The sequence below is a fragment of the Streptomyces sp. S465 genome, from assembly GCF_026898115.1.
GTDB classification, from domain to species: domain Bacteria; phylum Actinomycetota; class Actinomycetes; order Streptomycetales; family Streptomycetaceae; genus Streptomyces; species Streptomyces luomodiensis.
Genome location: NZ_CP114036.1, coordinates 5,149,755 through 5,164,360 on the forward strand (window position 1 = coordinate 5,149,755; position 14,606 = coordinate 5,164,360).

The 14,606-nt window shown below is 69.5% G+C and carries 16 protein-coding genes; 6 read left to right on the top strand and 10 right to left on the bottom strand.

Translation table 11 applies throughout. The features are described from left to right. The 4 genes from N6H00_RS21745 to N6H00_RS21760 form a co-directional block, all read right to left on the bottom strand. A complete protein-coding gene (locus N6H00_RS21745) occupies positions 1 to 1,335 on the bottom strand; it encodes a hypothetical protein (protein ID WP_268973478.1) in 1,335 nt (444 codons plus the stop codon). Continuing rightward, entirely contained in the window at positions 1,325 to 2,212 is an 888-nt protein-coding gene (locus N6H00_RS21750) for a hypothetical protein (RefSeq protein WP_268973479.1), read from the bottom strand. Before N6H00_RS21750 ends, N6H00_RS21745 begins: the two co-directional genes overlap by 11 nt. Before the next feature lie 321 nt (positions 2,213 to 2,533). Then, entirely contained in the window at positions 2,534 to 2,842 is a 309-nt protein-coding gene (locus tag N6H00_RS21755) for a hypothetical protein (RefSeq protein ID WP_009716148.1), read from the bottom strand. A gap of 257 nt (positions 2,843 to 3,099) precedes the next feature. Next, the gene (locus N6H00_RS21760; RefSeq protein ID WP_268973480.1) at positions 3,100 to 3,348 is read right to left on the bottom strand and encodes a DUF397 domain-containing protein; all 249 of its coding nucleotides are present in this window, start codon (positions 3,346 to 3,348) and stop codon (positions 3,100 to 3,102) included. Between the two features lie 246 nt (positions 3,349 to 3,594). On the opposite strand from N6H00_RS21760, the gene N6H00_RS21765 reads away from it, so the two are divergent. Together N6H00_RS21765 and N6H00_RS21770 are read left to right on the top strand one after the other, a co-directional pair. Then, positions 3,595 to 4,602, top strand: coding sequence for a C40 family peptidase (locus N6H00_RS21765; protein ID WP_311036797.1), 1,008 nt, complete (start codon positions 3,595 to 3,597; stop codon positions 4,600 to 4,602). A gap of 234 nt (positions 4,603 to 4,836) precedes the next feature. Next, positions 4,837 to 5,550, top strand: coding sequence for a phosphatase PAP2 family protein (locus N6H00_RS21770; RefSeq protein WP_268973482.1), 714 nt, complete (start codon positions 4,837 to 4,839; stop codon positions 5,548 to 5,550). A 75-nt stretch (positions 5,551 to 5,625) separates the two neighbouring features. On the opposite strand, the gene N6H00_RS21775 is transcribed toward N6H00_RS21770, so the two are convergent. Beyond that, positions 5,626 to 7,215, bottom strand: coding sequence for an FAD-binding oxidoreductase (locus N6H00_RS21775; protein WP_268973483.1), 1,590 nt, complete (start codon positions 7,213 to 7,215; stop codon positions 5,626 to 5,628). A gap of 173 nt (positions 7,216 to 7,388) precedes the next feature. Next, on the bottom strand, positions 7,389 to 7,592 hold the full coding sequence (locus tag N6H00_RS21780) for a hypothetical protein (protein ID WP_443073007.1): 204 nt from the start codon (positions 7,590 to 7,592) through the stop codon (positions 7,389 to 7,391). Positions 7,593 to 7,688: 96 nt separating this feature from the next. Here N6H00_RS21780 and N6H00_RS21785 point away from each other — a divergent pair, with 96 nt between their 5' ends. Then, positions 7,689 to 8,603, top strand: coding sequence for a hypothetical protein (locus tag N6H00_RS21785; protein WP_268973485.1), 915 nt, complete (start codon positions 7,689 to 7,691; stop codon positions 8,601 to 8,603). A gap of 199 nt (positions 8,604 to 8,802) precedes the next feature. Further along, positions 8,803 to 9,024 (top strand): hypothetical protein, encoded by a 222-nt coding sequence (locus tag N6H00_RS21790; protein ID WP_268977297.1) that lies wholly within the window; start codon positions 8,803 to 8,805, stop codon positions 9,022 to 9,024. Positions 9,025 to 9,197: 173 nt separating this feature from the next. On the opposite strand, the gene N6H00_RS21795 is transcribed toward N6H00_RS21790, so the two are convergent. Continuing rightward, on the bottom strand, positions 9,198 to 9,602 hold the full coding sequence (locus tag N6H00_RS21795) for a metal-sensitive transcriptional regulator (RefSeq protein WP_268973487.1): 405 nt from the start codon (positions 9,600 to 9,602) through the stop codon (positions 9,198 to 9,200). Positions 9,603 to 9,794: 192 nt separating this feature from the next. On the opposite strand from N6H00_RS21795, the gene N6H00_RS21800 reads away from it, so the two are divergent. Both N6H00_RS21800 and N6H00_RS21805 read left to right on the top strand, forming a co-directional pair. Further along, positions 9,795 to 10,415 carry a DUF47 domain-containing protein gene (locus N6H00_RS21800; protein WP_268973488.1) on the top strand — a complete coding sequence of 207 codons (621 nt, stop codon included), beginning with the start codon at positions 9,795 to 9,797 and terminating at the stop codon, positions 10,413 to 10,415. 8 nt (positions 10,416 to 10,423) lie between these two features. Then, complete coding sequence (locus tag N6H00_RS21805) at positions 10,424 to 11,422, top strand: inorganic phosphate transporter (protein WP_268973489.1); 999 nt, start codon at positions 10,424 to 10,426, stop codon at positions 11,420 to 11,422. 225 nt (positions 11,423 to 11,647) lie between these two features. Here N6H00_RS21805 and pstB read toward each other — a convergent pair whose 3' ends face one another. From pstB to pstC, 3 genes are read right to left on the bottom strand one after another with little or no spacing between them, the layout of a single operon-like run. Next, positions 11,648 to 12,424, bottom strand: a complete 777-nt coding sequence (gene pstB, locus N6H00_RS21810; protein ID WP_268973490.1) for a phosphate ABC transporter ATP-binding protein PstB — start codon at positions 12,422 to 12,424, stop codon at positions 11,648 to 11,650. A 26-nt stretch (positions 12,425 to 12,450) separates the two neighbouring features. Continuing rightward, entirely contained in the window at positions 12,451 to 13,530 is a 1,080-nt protein-coding gene (pstA, locus tag N6H00_RS21815) for a phosphate ABC transporter permease PstA (RefSeq protein ID WP_268973491.1), read from the bottom strand. Beyond that, complete coding sequence (gene pstC, locus N6H00_RS21820; RefSeq protein ID WP_268973492.1) at positions 13,527 to 14,519, bottom strand: phosphate ABC transporter permease subunit PstC; 993 nt, start codon at positions 14,517 to 14,519, stop codon at positions 13,527 to 13,529. The genes pstA and pstC overlap by 4 nt, the downstream gene beginning before the upstream one ends. Between the last annotated feature and the right edge of the window lie 87 nt (positions 14,520 to 14,606).

A 14,606-nucleotide genomic window follows, 5' to 3' on the forward strand; every position in this document is an offset into this window, starting at 1 on the left:
TCACCGTCGGTCACCTCCCGGGGTGTTGCCGGAGCTGCGGTTGCTGGTGGAGGCGCCGGCTGAACCGCCGGGGTGGCCGGTGCGGCTGGCGGGCGCGGGTGCGCCGCCCCCGCCGCCCGAGCCTGTTCCGCCTCCGCCGCCGGTGCGGGTGCTGTGGGCCGATACCCCGCCGGAGACGGGGTTGGCGGGCTTGACCTGCCCCGGGGTGGCGGCGCCGCCTCCGCCGGCGTCGCCGCCGCGGGCGCTGTGGGTGTTGATGCCCTGCTTCACCAGAGCGGCGGGAGAGCTGATGACGGCGGCGGCCTGGCGGGACGCGGGATCGGCGCTGGCGCTGCGGGCCTTGACGATCTCGTCGCCGAAGCCCGGCACGAAGCGGTAGATCATCGCGCTGGCGAAGATGGCGAGGATGATGATGGACAGGCCGGAGACGACGGCCGAGAAGGCGTCGGGCTCGTCGCCGGAGGTGGACAGCGCGCCGGCGAGCGCCAGGACTATCACGATCACCGGTTTGACGAGGATCACGGCGATCATGATCCCTGCCCAGCGGCGCACATGCCCCCACATGTTCTTGTCGACGAGGCCTGAGTAGACGGCGGTGCCGAGCAGCGCGCCCACGTAGAGGAGGGCGGCGCGGATGACGAGTTCGAGGCAGAGGACGCCGGCGGCGAGGATCGTCACGAGCGAGACGACGATGAGCATGATGGGGCCGCCGCCGATGTCCTCGTCCCGCTTGAGCGCCTGGGCGAAGGAGCCGAAGAAGGCGTCGTTGTCCGCACCGCTGCCGGTGGAGATGGCGTCGGTGACGGCGTCGGTCGCGGTGACGACCGTATAGAGGATGAGGGGCGTGAAGGCGGAGGCCAGGACCGTCAGCCAGAGGAAACCTATGGCTTCGGAGAGCGCCTCGCCGAGGGGGACGCCGCGGATGGCGCGCTTGGCGACGGCGAGGAGCCAGAGGATGAGGGTGAGGACGGTGGAGGCGGCGAAGACGACGGCGTACTGGCGGAGGAACGACTCGTTGGTGAAGTCGACGTTGGCCGTCTCCTTGACGAGCTTGGAGAGCTTGCCGACGAGCCAGGAGGCGGCGTCGGCGCAGCCGCGGGCCAGGGAGGCGGCGGGGTCCAGGGGGTTGGAGGTATCGGGGGGGCCGCTGGAGCCGCCGGAATCCTCTCCACAGGGCGCGGGGCCGATGATGTCGCCGCAGTGACCCTCGTCCGACGGGGTCGGCGTGGGGCTGGGCGCTGCCGCGGCGCGGCTGGCCAGGAGGATGGCGGCCGTCTGCACGGACGCCAGAGCTCCGGCGAGTGTGAGAGCACGGCGGCGGTGGCTAGCGGGCATAGGTGAACCCTCCGTACTGCTCGACTGCCTTGGCGATCTCATCGGCCGTGGACGCGGTGCGGTCGCTGTTGACCGGGGCTGGACCGGCCTTCTGCGAGTAGCTCTCGGCCTTCCAGTCGTTGTTCACCCACCGCAGCTTCAGTGTCAGGGTGAACCAGTCGTTGGTGACCGGGTTCTTCGACCCTTCTCCGGCGGTTCCGAATACGCCTGTGCACCAGACGGCGACGGTTGCGCTGGTCCCCGAGATCTTGTTGACCTTGGTGCCCAGAGGGGCGGTACGCGAGACGTAGGTCATTCCGTCGGCCGCCTTGCCGTCGGCGTCCAGGCCGATTTTTTCCAGGGATGCCGCGGAGTAGGCCTTGTCGAGTCTGGGCTGGAGCCGGGCGGCGGCCGCGCTGGTGAAGATCTGGGGGACGATCTCATGGCGTCGTTCGCGGTTGTACATATCGGCGGAGGCGAGCGCCACCGCATAGTTCGCCGCCGCGCTCTGCGCCCCCTGTTCCGACTTGGCGAAGCCCGAGGCGATGCCCGTGGTGTTGTTCTTGCCCTCGACCGGGCGTTCGCCCGTGGGGGCGGTGGGGCGGGCTTCGGTGCTGGTGCCGCCGGTGTCGCCGTTGTCGGTGTCGCCGTTGTTGTCGCCGCCGCGGTTGACGAAGGCGATGGCCGCGAGGAGGAGGACGACGACGCCGACGACGGTGATCAGGTTGCGGCTGGGTTTGCCGGTGCGGCCGGGGGCCCGGCGGGGCGGGCCGTAGGGGTCGCCGTCGCCCTCGGGCAGGCGGGTGCGCGTCAGGTGGCCTTCGGGGGACGCGCCGCGGCCGCGGCGCGTCTCGTGGCCCTCGTAGTCACCGCCGTATCCGTCGTCGCCCAGACTCATCCTGCGTACGCCCCTTCGCCCGTGCCGAGCCCGCTGACCCTGCCGGCCCCGCGGATTCTGCCGATCCTGCCGACCGCGTCATCCATGGTCCCTCTTTTGCCACCCGCATACGACGGTAGCGGTGCGGACTGACGCTCGGACGCGCTGGTGTGAGTGGACATCAAGCTGACACGACCTCAGCGTGGGGAGCGGGAGCGGGCATCAGGAAGCAGCCTCGGGTACGGAGTGTGGGGCTGGTAGGGGGAATCGGGGGCGGAGGCTTGCGGCCAGGGGGGGTGCGCCGCGCGCGGGGGAGTGGCTCGGGAGTGGGCGGGGGCGTGGCTAGATGGCCATGCCGTAGACGATCGTGAAAAGCGTGCCCAGTGAACCGATGATGAACACACCGGTGAGGCCGGCGACGATCAGCCCCTTGCCCTGCTCGGCGCTGAAGGTGTCGCGCAGCGCCGTCGCGCCGATCCGCTGCTTGGCCGCACCCCAGATGGCGATGCCGAAGCACAGCAGCAGGGCGACCGCCATCACGACCTCGATCATGACGCGGGCTTCGCTGCCCAGGCTGCCGAACGGACCCCAGTCTGGGGCGATTCCGCCGATGATGGTGTTGATGTCGCCCTTTTCGGCCGCTAGGAACATGATGAACTCACCGCCCCTTGTGGGTAGTTGTGTCCCCCGCCCGGTATGGCGTGGGTCAGCCTCTATCTTCGCTGATGAATCCGCTTCCGCATGTCGATTTGGCGGCATTTCTTAGCGGATCTCGTGCGTGTTGTGGGACACGGCCGTCTGTCAGGGGTGTGAGGCGTGTCAAAGGAGTGTCGTATGGTCACTCTGTGTATCACGCGGGTGCGTGTTGGGCAACGATCGGTGAGGGCCGCCGGAGGCCCGTCCGTCGCTCATGGGCCGGCGGGCCCGTCGGCCTCGGTGAGGTCGGCGAAGTCGTCGAACTCGCCCGCCTTGACCCCTTTGATGAACGCCTCCCACTTGGCCCGGGTCGTGACCACGACGGTCTCCGGGTCGTTGCTCTCGCGCATCAGGATCTGGTCGTCGGGGCCCACGGCCACCTCGAGGTAGGCGATGCCCTCCTCGCTGTCGGCGGGGGCGGCCCGCTGCCAGTCGAGGTCTTGCCAGTCGAGCCGTGTCATCTGCGGTCCTCAGGGTCGTGGTGCTCGGACGGCTGGACTCTACGCTTCCCGTCGGCCCGCGAGCAGCGGCCGAGGCGGAGCGGCGAGGTGCGGGGACGGGGGCGGCGAGGCGCGGGGGCGGGTCGGCGGCGCACAGGGGGGCGCGCGGCGGGGACCCGTCGTATGGTTTCGGCTGGGGAGCGGCTGATTTTCGCCGTGCGTACGGAAACGTGTTCGCAGCGCAGGTGAATGGGGGAGGATGGCCGGGTGCGTAAGGTCTGGCTGGGTGTCAGTGTCGGTCTCGGAGTCTCCTTTTCCTTCGTCGCGCTGCTCGTCGTCGGCACCTACATGGTCGCGGCGGACCTCGTCGGCGGTGCGGGCGGTAAGGCCGTCGGGCTGGCGAAGGGCTCCGTCCCCGCCGCGTACGAATCGCTGATCCAGGAGTATGGGAACTCCTGCTCCGCCATCAACCCGGCGCTCCTCGCCGCGCAGCTCTACCAGGAGAGCGGCTGGAACGCGAAGGCGCAGAGCCCGGCCAACGCCAAGGGGCTGGCGCAGTTCATCCCCGCCACCTGGGCCTCGCACGGGGTCGACGGCAACAAGGACGGCGTCAAGGACATCTGGGACCCGCAGGACGCGATCCCGTCGGCGGCCGCCTATGACTGTTCGCTCGCCAAGTACGTCAAGGACGTGCCGGGCAACCCGACGCACAACATGCTGGCCTCGTACAACGCGGGTGCGTACGCGGTGATCAAGTACGGCGGGGTGCCGCCTTACAGCGAGACCCAGAACTATGTGAAGACCATTACCACCCTCGCCAAGAGCTTCGAGGCGCCGGTCCAGAAGGTCCAGCCCTCCCAGCAGTCGGCCGGGGCGATCTACTTCGCGCAGAAGCAGCTCGGCAAGCCCTATCTGTGGGGCGGGAACGGCACGCCGGAGCAGGGCGGGCGGTTCGACTGCTCGGGGCTGACGAAGGCGGCGTACAAGACGGTCGGGATCGACCTGCCGCGCGTCGCCAACGACCAGTGGAACGCCGGACCGCATCCCAAGCGGGACGAGCTGCTCCCCGGGGACCTGGTCTTCTTCGCCTACGACCTCGACGATCCGAGATCGATCCACCACGTGGGGATCTATGTGGGCGGCGGCTACATGATCAACGCTCCCTACACCGGTGCGGTGATCCGTTTTGACAAGATCGACACGCCGGACTACATCGGTGCTACGCGGGTGACCCAAGATGGCGCAAAAGCGCTGCCGCGGGCGAACTCCGCGTGAAGATTCCCCCTGAGCTGCGACGATCGGTCACCCTTCGATAACGTCCCGGTGATCGTTGGGTTGAGAACGGAACCCCCGGCGAGAAGAGGGCGTTCCCTGGAAGTGGATCGAGCGTGGATCCGTGTGGACCGACGGCGGACTGTCCGGCGGCGGTCGCGGTGACCACGATCGCACGGCATGACGGGGGTTGGCAGCTGCACGTAGTGACAGGCAAGAGATAAGGGGCCACGGCATATGGCTGGACTCGCACTGGACGGGTCGAACCCCGATGTCAGCCTTCTCTACGACATCAACGGGCTGGCGAAGGACGCCCCCCACTGGTTCGACCGCGTCATGGAGTTCGTCGGCGAGTACGGGATCATCATCGGGCTCGCCCTGGTGACCCTGGCCGCCTGGTGGAACGTGCGGAAGCGGCCGCAGGACGCGCCGTCCGCCGTCGCCGGGCTGGTGTGGGCCCCGCTGGCCGCCGGGCTGGCGCTGGTGGCCAACATCCCGATCCGCGGCTTCGTCGAGCGGCCGCGGCCCTTCAACGACCACCAGGGGCTCGACGTCCTGGTCGCGGGGAAGACCGACTTCTCGTTCGTCAGCGACCACGCGACGCTGACCATGGCGGTCGCCGCCGGTGTCTTCATGGCCCACCGCGCCTACGGGTCGATCGCGATAGGCCTCGCGCTGCTGGAAGGGTTCTGCCGCGTCTATATGGGCGTCCACTACCCCACCGACGTGATCGGTGGGTTCGCGCTGGGCACGGCGGTCACGCTGCTGCTGGCGCCGCTCGCGATGATGCTGCTGACACCGCTGACCACCACCCTCGCGAACTCGCGCGCCGGGTGGCTGGTGCGGACCGAGCCCGCCGCGGCGGACCGGGGTGCGGACGAGGCGTTCCCGGAGCTTCCCGGGTCCCGCTCGGCGGACGGCGACCGCGGGAACAAGGACCTGGCGGCCTGAGCGGCTTCCTTACGGATGCGATGAAGGGTTCCGAGAAGGCCCGGCGGCAGCCGGGCCTTCAGCGCATCCGGGTGCTCACAGCGCCTGCGGGAAGTCGAAGAGCCGGTCCGGGTCGTACCGCTTCTTCAGCCGCGTGAGCTTGTCGGCGGCCGAGCCGTAGTACGCCGAGCGCCAGTCCTTCAGCGACGCGTCCGTGTAGTTCTGGTACGCCGCCCCGGAGGCGTACCGCCGCATCGCCGTATGGGCCTCGTCCAGCCAGGCGTTCGGCGCGCTGCCCGAGCCGCTCGCCGCCCAGGACGCGGTGTACTGCGCGAGGAACCGCGAGCGGCGGTGGACGAAGGACGTGGCCGTGGGCGCGACCCGGTTGACCGCCCCGCCGAGCGCGGTGAGCGCGATGCTGACCCCGCCCCCGCCGCTGGTGCGCCGTCCGTAGCGGTCCAGCTGGTCGAGCATGGCCCGTACGCCCGCCTGGCTCAGCGAGCGGTCGTAGAAGTCCGAGCGCGCCGCGTAGGTCTCGCGGTTCAGCACCCCGGAGGTGCTGCGGCCGGGCTTGTCGCCGGGCAGGTGGCAGTCGGTCGTCGAGGTGTCGCCGCAGCCCGCGTACATCCGCATGGCGTCGACGTAACCGCGGCGGCGCAGGGAGACCTGGGAGGCGGGGCCGGGGCCGCCGGGTCCGTCGGCGAGCCGGTCCACCGCGTCTTGCAGCGCGCCGTAGGTGCCGAGCGAGAAGCAGCTCACGGATACGGTGGGGGTGTGTCCGGGGGTGGCCGAAAGGTGCAGCGCCGACCAGATCTCGTCCGGCTGGTCCGGACCCCAGGTCTGCCAGGCGCTCAGCACCTTCGTGGCCTTGGCCCACGGCCATGACATGTAGCAGGTGACGCCGTCGGCCGCCGCGTGCGTACGGAAGCGCAGTTCGGTGACGACGCCGAAGTTGCCGTTGCCCGCGCCGCGCAGCGCCCAGAACAGATCGGCCTCGCGGTCCTTGGAGACCTCCAGGGTCTTGCCGTCCGCGGTGACGATGGTCGCCCCGGTGAGGCTGTCGGCGGTGAGCCCGTACGCCCGGGAGACCACGCCGTGGCCGCCGCCGAGGGTCAGCCCTGAGATGCCGACGCTCGGGCAGGAGCCACCGGGGACGGTGACCCCGTGGGCGCCGAGCTGTGTGTAGACGTCGATGAGCTTGGCGCCGGCGCCGATCCGTGCCTCGCCGGAGGTCGTGCGGATCGACGAGAGCGTGGAGACGTCGATGACCAGGCGGCCGTCGCCGCTCGACCAACCGGCGTAGGAGTGCCCGCCGTTGCGTATGGCGACGGGGGAGCCGTGGCGCCGGGCGAAGTCCAGACAGGCGGAGATGTCCGAGGTGTTCGCCGCATAGGCGACGGCGGCGGGGCGCAGATGGTCGAAGCGGGTGTTGTAGAGCCGGCTGGCGGAGGTGTAGTCGGAGTCTCCTGGGCGCACCAGGTCGCCCTGTAGGTCCTTGCCGAGCGCGCTCCAGTCGGCGGACCGCGGCTTGCCGTCGATGGCGCCGCGCGTACCGCTCGCGGAGGCCGAACGGACGTCCGTCGAGGAGGAGCCGCCGGCCTGTCCCGTGCCGTCGTCGCACGCGGTGGCCCAGGTGGCGGTGGCCGCCAGCCCCGTGCCCGCTGCCAGCAGTGTCCGCCGGTTCATGGCGGTGTCCCCTCCCTGTCGACGCTGTTCTCAACCGTCGACCGGGCCACCGCGAAGTCGGCCCGGTCTCAGGGTCAGAGGGGTGCACCGGGCGGTGTGGTTCCGCTTGTGGCCGAATAGTTGTCGGGGGACGGACAAGCCGGGACTGACGCGTCGCGGCGGACAAAGCCGCGCTAGTCGGACGAGGCCGGTGAATCGCCCGCGCCGGAGGGGGAGTGACGGGCCGTCGCGTGGGCGGCCGCGTCGTCGCGGGCGACGGCGCGGGCGCGACGGGCCGGGCCGGACCAGCCGCAGGTGCAGCGGGCGATGGCGAAGGCGCCACGTTCCACGGTGGTGGTGCGGTCCTGGCTGGGGCCCATGTCGGCTGAGTCGAGCACATGACCACGCTATCGGGCCGTGACGGGCCACCGGTGCGGATCGTTAAACCAACAAGTATCAAGCGTGGACGAGCGTGGCCAGGGGGTCGGCGGTCGATGGAGTTCCAGCAGCGCGGGCTCGGCGTACGGAGACGGGTGAGGGCGGTCGCCGGGGTCGTGGCGGCCGGACTGCTGGCCGTGTCGCCGGCGGCCGTCAGCGGCTGTTCCTCCCAGACGGTGGCCGATGAACGCCCCGGCGGCGCCGCGCGGGAGAGCGCGGTCTCGGTGCTGCACCGGGCCGCGGATGTGCTGGTCAGATCGGGCAGTTCACGGGTCCGTACGACCATGGAGACGGCAACGGGCGGCACCCGCGTGTCCATCCGGGGCAGCGGTGCGTACGACTTCGAGAAGCGGCTGGGCCGGCTGCGGCTGCTGCTGCCGAGGGACGCGACGGGGACCGCCGAGCACGCGCCGATCACCGAACTCCTGGCCTCCGGGGCGCTTTTCATGCGCAACCGCGGCGCGGGCATTCCCCGCGACAAATGGGTGCGGGTGGATACCACGGACGTTCCGGACGGCAATCTGGTCACCGGCGGGGCCACGGACCCGCTGACCGCCGCCGAGCTGCTGCGCGGGGTGCGGAAGGCCAGCCTGGTCGGCGAGGAGGGACTCGGCGGGGATCTGGTGCGCCACTACCGCGGCACCACCGACATCGGCCGGGCGGCGCGGGCCGCCTCGGAGGGTGCGCGGGGCTCGCTGGGGGCCGCGGCGCGGGGATTCGCCGAGCGCGCGGTGCCCTTCGACGCGTATCTCGACGGACTCGGCCGGCTGCGTCAGGTGCGGCACCGGTTCACGGTGAGCGGCCGGGGTGACGGACAGGGGGAGTCGGAGGGCTCGGGTGCCGCCGGGCGGCGCGGTGCGCTGCGGGTCGCCTCGACGACGGAGCTGTACGACTTCGGGACGCCGGCCGTGGTCGAGCTCCCCAAGCCCACGGATATCTACACAGGAAAGGTCGGATCACCTCAGAAGTAGTCGGAGGGGCCCGCTTTGCCCTTCGAAATGGCCCATCCGTGCCATGCGCGGAGTGTGTACCGATCCCTACGCTGGGAAGCCGCTGCTCGAAAGTGCTCGCAGGTGCTCGCTGGAGGAGGTGAAACACGTGGTTGCGCGTCGCGGCTCGTCGGGCCCGGACCCCGTGGCCCTCGTCGAAATCGATCTCTACGGTGATTTGATGATCGCTGCGTCGAGCGCGGACGAGGACAGGCTCAGTACGGACCGTATCGACGAGGTGCTCCGGGTGCAGGCCGACCGATCGGAATCGGCCGAGGGCGCCAACGGCGTCGAAGGCATCACAGGTGTCAAAGGTTCCGGAGGCGTCCAAAGCGCCACGGGCGCTCATGGCGCCGAGGGAGTCGGGGGCGCCCCGGAGGCCGAGGGCCCGGACGCCCCGTAGCGACGTCGCCGCCTCGTCGGACGGATGCCTCGCGGGTCCCGTCCGGCGAGGACGCGGTCATGGTGCCGGTCATGTCGGTGCCGGTCATGTCCACGCCGGTCGGTCCGTCTGGAACTCCACCCCGGTCATGTCCACGCCCCGCGGCGGTCAGGGGCGGCGGTGGTAGCCGGTGCTCAGGTCCGCAGCAGCCGGGCGATGGCCGCTGTGGCCTCGGCCACCTTGGCGTCCACCTCGCTCGTGCCCTCCGTCTCGCCCTGGGCGGCGCTCTCCACGGCCGCGCTGGCGACGCAGTGGCGCAAATGCTCCTCGAGCAGCTGGAGGGCGAAGGACTGGAGCGCCTTGGTGCTCGCCGAGACCTGAGTGAGTATGTCGATGCAGTAGACGTCCTCCTCGACCATCCGCTGCAATCCTCTGATCTGGCCCTCGATCCGGCGCAGCCGCTTGAGGTGCTGATCCTTTTGCTTGGCGTACCCGTGGCCGCCGTGGGGTACGGAGTCCTGGGCGGACGTCTGGCCGGACGCCTGGCCCCGCTCGTCGCCTTCGATGGGCGCGGTGGTGTCGGCTGCCGTGGTCGTCATGGCGTCCTCCCGTTGATCGTCCTCTGTCCCCATATACCCCCAGTGGGTATATGGTACCGGCTTTTCCGGTCGAACCGGGCCCCCGTGCTGAGCACTCTGCCCTATGGGCGACACTGGGAACGCCGGTTACCGTGGCCGGAAGATGCGCCTAGCATCGACGAGTCCCCATCCGCTGCATTCCGAGGATCCCCAGTGCGCTTTCGTCTGACCCCCAGGGAGACGAGCTTTTACGACATGTTCGCCGCGTCCGCGGACAACATCGTGACCGGCTCCAAGCTCCTGATGGAACTGCTCGGGGCGGACTCCTCCGCTCGTGCCGAGATCGCCGAGCGGATGAGGGCCGCGGAGCACGCCGGGGACGACGCCACACACGCGATCTTCCACCAGCTGAACTCCTCCTTCATCACCCCGTTCGACCGCGAGGACATCTACTCCCTGGCCTCGTCCCTCGACGACATCATGGACTTCATGGAGGAGGCCGTCGACCTGGTCGTTCTCTACCAGATCGAGGAGCTGCCCAAGGGGGTCGAGCAGCAGATCGAGGTGCTGGCGCGAGCGGCCGAGCTGACCGCCGAGGCGATGCCGAATCTGCGCACCATGACCAACCTCACGGAGTACTGGATCGAGGTCAACCGGCTGGAGAACCAGGCGGACCAGATTCACCGCAAGCTCCTGGCCCACCTCTTCAACGGTAAGTACGACGCCATCGAGGTGCTCAAGCTCAAGCAGATCGTCGATGTGCTGGAGGAGGCGGCCGACGCCTTCGAGCATGTGGCCAACACGGTCGAGACCATCGCCGTCAAGGAGTCCTGAGCCCCGGCATGGACACCCTCGCGCTTGTCGTGACCATCGCGGTCGCGCTCTTCTTCACCTATACCAACGGCTTCCACGACTCGGCCAACGCCATCGCGACCTCGGTCTCCACCCGGGCGCTGACCCCCAGGGCGGCGCTGGCGATGGCCGCCGTGATGAACCTCGCGGGTGCCTTCCTGGGCAGCGGCGTCGCCAAAACCGTCAGTGAGGGGCTGATCGCGACCCCCACGGGCGGCCAAGGCATGATGATCTTGTTCGCCGGGTTGGTCGGTGCGATCACCTGGAACATGGTGACCTGGTACTTCGGTCTGCCGTCCTCCTCCTCGCACGCCCTGTTCGGCGGGCTGGTCGGCGCGGCACTCGCGGGAGCCAGCACGGTCCACTGGGACGGGGTGCTGGAGAAGATCGTCATCCCGATGGTGCTCTCGCCCGTCGTCGGCCTGGTGCTGGGCTACTTCGTGATGGTGATCATCCTCTGGCTGTTCCGCAACGCGAACCCGCACAAGGCCAAGCGCGGCTTCCGGATAGCGCAGACCGTCTCGGCGGCGGGCATGGCGCTCGGCCACGGTCTGCAGGATGCCCAGAAGACCATGGGTGTCGTGGTGATGGCCCTGGTCATCGGGGGCGTCCAGGACGAAGGCGACGCGATTCCGGTGTGGGTGAAGATCGCCTGCGCCGCGATGCTGTCGCTCGGCACCTACGCGGGCGGCTGGCGCATCATGCGCACGCTGGGACGGCGGATCATCGAGCTGGACCCGCCGCAGGGATTCGCGGCGGAGACCACGGCGGCCGGCGTCATGTACACGGCGTCGTTCATGTTCCAGGCGCCGATCTCGACCACGCATGTCATAACGTCGGCGATCATGGGTGTGGGGGCCACCAAGCGGGTGAGCGCGGTCCGCTGGGGCGTCGCGAAGAACATCGTCCTCGGCTGGTTCATCACCATGCCCGCGGCGGCCGCGGTCGCCGCGCTCTGCTACTGGATCGTCAACCTGGCCTTCGGCTGACCGTTGGGCGTTCCCGTGTGAAGCCGGACGTTCCGCGTAAGCCGGACGTTCCGCGTAAAGCCAGACGTTCCCGCGTGAAGCCGGACGTGCGGCCGGACGTACGAGCAAAAACGCAGTGGGCCCGCCCCCGGGAGCCAGGGGCGGGCCCTTTCTCGTCTTGCGGTGGCACCGCCATGCAGCACCGCAGGACGTTTTGGTTCCTCGCCGGGCGGGCGAGGGGCCTGGTCAGCCGAAGCGGCCCGAGATGTAGTCCTCGGTCGCCTGCACCGACGGGTTGGAGAAGATCCGCTCGGTCTCGTCGATCTCGATGAGCTTGCCGGGCTGGCCGACGCCGGCCAGGTTGAAGAAGGCCGTACGGTCCGAGACGCGCGCCGCCTGCTGCATGTTGTGCGTCACGATGACGATCGTGAAGCGCTCCTTGAGCTCACCGATCAGGTCCTCGATGGCGAGCGTCGAGATCGGGTCGAGCGCCGAGCAGGGCTCGTCCATCAGCAGCACATCGGGCTCGACCGCGATGGCGCGGGCGATGCACAGCCGCTGCTGCTGACCGCCGGAGAGCCCGGCGCCCGGCTTGTTCAGCCGGTCCTTGACCTCGTTCCACAGGTTGGCGCCCTTGAGGGACTTCTCGACGATGCCCTCGAGCTCGCTCTTCTTGTACGAGCCGTTGAGCTTCAGCCCGGCCGCGACGTTCTCGAAGATGGACATCGTCGGGAACGGGTTGGGGCGCTGGAAGACCATGCCGACCGTGCGGCGCACGGAGACCGGATCCACGTCCGAGCCGTAGAGGTTCTCGTCGTCGAGCATCACCTTGCCCTCGACCCGGCCGCCGGGCGTGACCTCGTGCATCCGGTTGAGGGTGCGCAGGAAGGTGGACTTGCCGCAGCCCGACGGGCCGATGAAGGCGGTCACCGAGCCGGGCTCGACCGTCATCGAGATGTCCTCGATGGCTTTGTGGCTGCCGTAGTAGGCGGTGAGCCCGCTGACGTCGATGCGCTTGGCCATGTGAATCACTTCTCTTCTTCTTGGCCTCAGCGGCCGGTCTTCGGGGCCTTCCAGCGGGCGATGCCGCGGGCCACCAGGTTCAGGATCATGACGAAGGCGATGAGCACGAGCGCCGCGGCCCAGGCCCGGTTGTAGGAGGCTTCGTTGCCGAGCTGCCACTGCTCGTAGATGTAGTAGGGCAGCGACGACTGGGCGCCTTCGAACGGGTTGTTGTTGATCCCCGCGGCGCCGAAGACCAGCAGCACGATGGGCGCGGACTCCCCGGCGACACGGGCGACCGCGAGCATCACACCCGTGGTGATCCCGCCGATGGCGGTGGGCAGCACCACCTTGAGGATGGTGCGCCACTTGGGCACGCCGAGGGCGAGGGACGCCTCCCGCAGCTCGTCCGGGACGAGCTTGAGCATTTCCTCGGTCGAGCGGACGATGATCGGCATCATCAGGATGGCCAGCGCCATGGCACCGGCGAAGCCCGAGTAGTCGAAGTCGAGGATGATGATCCAGAAGCTGAAGATGAACAGACCGGCGACGATCGAGGGGATACCGGTCATCACGTCGACGAAGAAGGTGACGGCCTTCGCGAGCCGGCCGCGGCCGTATTCCACCAGGTAGACGGCGGTCAGCAGCCCGATCGGCACGGCGATGACCGCGGCCAGGAGGACCTGCTCGAGGGTGCCGATGATGGCGTGGTACGCGCCACCGCCGGGCAGGATCGTCTGCACGCCCTCCATGGAGTGGCTCAGGAAGTAGCCGTCGAGCACGGTGCGGCCCCGGTCGATGGTCTCCCAGATCAGCGAGAGCAGCGGGACGACGGCGAGCAGGAAGCAGACCCACACCAGGCTGGTGGCCAGCCGGTCCCTGGCCTGCCGGCCGCCCTCGACCACGGCGCCGAGGCCGAACGAGGCGATGATGAACACCAGGGCGGCGATCAGGCCCCACTGGAACGTGTCGTCCGTGCCCAGGGCGGTGCCGATGCCCGCACCCGCGGCCACCGACACCACCACCAGGGCGTACGGGGCCCACCGGGGCAGCCGGGCCTGCCGGAGGGGGGAGGGGCCGGACGCACGGCCCGGGGCGTCGCTCTTGTCGATGACGGCGTTGCTCATGCGGCGGTCCCCGAGTACTCCTTGCGGCGGGCGATGATCATTCGCGCGGCGCCGTTCACCAGCAGGGTGAGGACGAACAGCACCAGGCCGGAGGCGATCAGCGCGTCACGGCCGTTGTCACCGGCTTCCTTGAAGCGGCTGGCGATGTTCTGCGCGAACGTGCCGCCGCCCGGGTCCAGCAGGCTGGTCTCGATCAGGAGGTTGGGGGACAGCACGGTGGCGACCGCCATGGTCTCGCCCAGCGCGCGGCCCAGACCCAGCATCGAGGCGCTGATGATGCCGGAGCGGCCGAAGGGCAGGACCGCCATCCGGATGACCTCCCAGCGGGTCGCGCCGAGCGCCAGCGCGGCCTCCTCGTGCATCTTCGGCACCTGCCGGAACACCTCCCGGCTCACGCTGGTGACGATCGGCAGGATCATGATCGCCAGCAGGATGCCGACGGTGAACAGGGAGCGTGCGGCGCCGCCCTGGTAGCTGAGGATCCCGGTCCAGCCCAGGTAGTCGTCGAACCAGGTGTAGAGGCCGGTCAGATGCGGGACGAGGAAGAGCGCGCCCCACAGGCCGTAGATGATGCTGGGCACCGCGGCGAGCAGGTCGATGACGTACGCGACGGGGGTGGCCAGCCGGCGCGGGGCGTAGTGGGAGATGAACAGCGCGATGCCGACCGCGATCGGGACGGCGATCACCATGGCGATGATCGAGCTGACCACCGTGCCGTAGGCGAAGACGGCGATGCCGAACCGTATCGACGGCGCGTCGGGGGTCTCCCACTCGAAGGAGGTGAGGAAGTTGGCCTCGTCCTTGGAGATCGCGATGGCGGCGCGGTAGGCGAGGAAGGCGGCGATGGCCGCCATGATCACCAGTAGGGCGATTCCGGAACCCCGGGAGAGGCCGAGGAAGATCTTGTCGCCGGCGCGGCCGGTGGAGCGGGTCTTGACCTTGGTTGGCGACCCGGTGGTTGAGGATGTGGGTTCTATGTCCGTTTTCATGGGTTCTCCGGTCTGCGGAGCCTGATGCGGAGGAGGCTCCTTGCGCGGCGGTGCACCGGACGACGCGGCTGACTCCGCCGTGGCGAT

Excerpts from the sequence above, each read along its gene's own strand:
- N6H00_RS21745 (WP_268973478.1), bottom strand. The coding sequence starts at position 1,335 with ATGCCCGCTAGCCACCGCCGCCGTGCTCTCACACTCGCCGGAGCTCTG.
- N6H00_RS21750 (WP_268973479.1), bottom strand. The coding sequence starts at position 2,212 with ATGAGTCTGGGCGACGACGGATACGGCGGTGACTACGAGGGCCACGAG.
- N6H00_RS21755 (WP_009716148.1), bottom strand. The coding sequence starts at position 2,842 with ATGTTCCTAGCGGCCGAAAAGGGCGACATCAACACCATCATCGGCGGA.
- N6H00_RS21760 (WP_268973480.1), bottom strand. The coding sequence starts at position 3,348 with ATGACACGGCTCGACTGGCAAGACCTCGACTGGCAGCGGGCCGCCCCC.
- N6H00_RS21770 (WP_268973482.1), top strand. The coding sequence starts at position 4,837 with ATGGCTGGACTCGCACTGGACGGGTCGAACCCCGATGTCAGCCTTCTC.
- N6H00_RS21775 (WP_268973483.1), bottom strand. The coding sequence starts at position 7,215 with ATGAACCGGCGGACACTGCTGGCAGCGGGCACGGGGCTGGCGGCCACC.
- N6H00_RS21785 (WP_268973485.1), top strand. The coding sequence starts at position 7,689 with ATGGAGTTCCAGCAGCGCGGGCTCGGCGTACGGAGACGGGTGAGGGCG.
- N6H00_RS21790 (WP_268977297.1), top strand. The coding sequence starts at position 8,803 with ATGATCGCTGCGTCGAGCGCGGACGAGGACAGGCTCAGTACGGACCGT.
- N6H00_RS21795 (WP_268973487.1), bottom strand. The coding sequence starts at position 9,602 with ATGACGACCACGGCAGCCGACACCACCGCGCCCATCGAAGGCGACGAG.
- N6H00_RS21805 (WP_268973489.1), top strand. The coding sequence starts at position 10,424 with ATGGACACCCTCGCGCTTGTCGTGACCATCGCGGTCGCGCTCTTCTTC.
- pstB (WP_268973490.1), bottom strand. The coding sequence starts at position 12,424 with ATGGCCAAGCGCATCGACGTCAGCGGGCTCACCGCCTACTACGGCAGC.
- pstA (WP_268973491.1), bottom strand. The coding sequence starts at position 13,530 with ATGAGCAACGCCGTCATCGACAAGAGCGACGCCCCGGGCCGTGCGTCC.
- pstC (WP_268973492.1), bottom strand. The coding sequence starts at position 14,519 with ATGAAAACGGACATAGAACCCACATCCTCAACCACCGGGTCGCCAACC.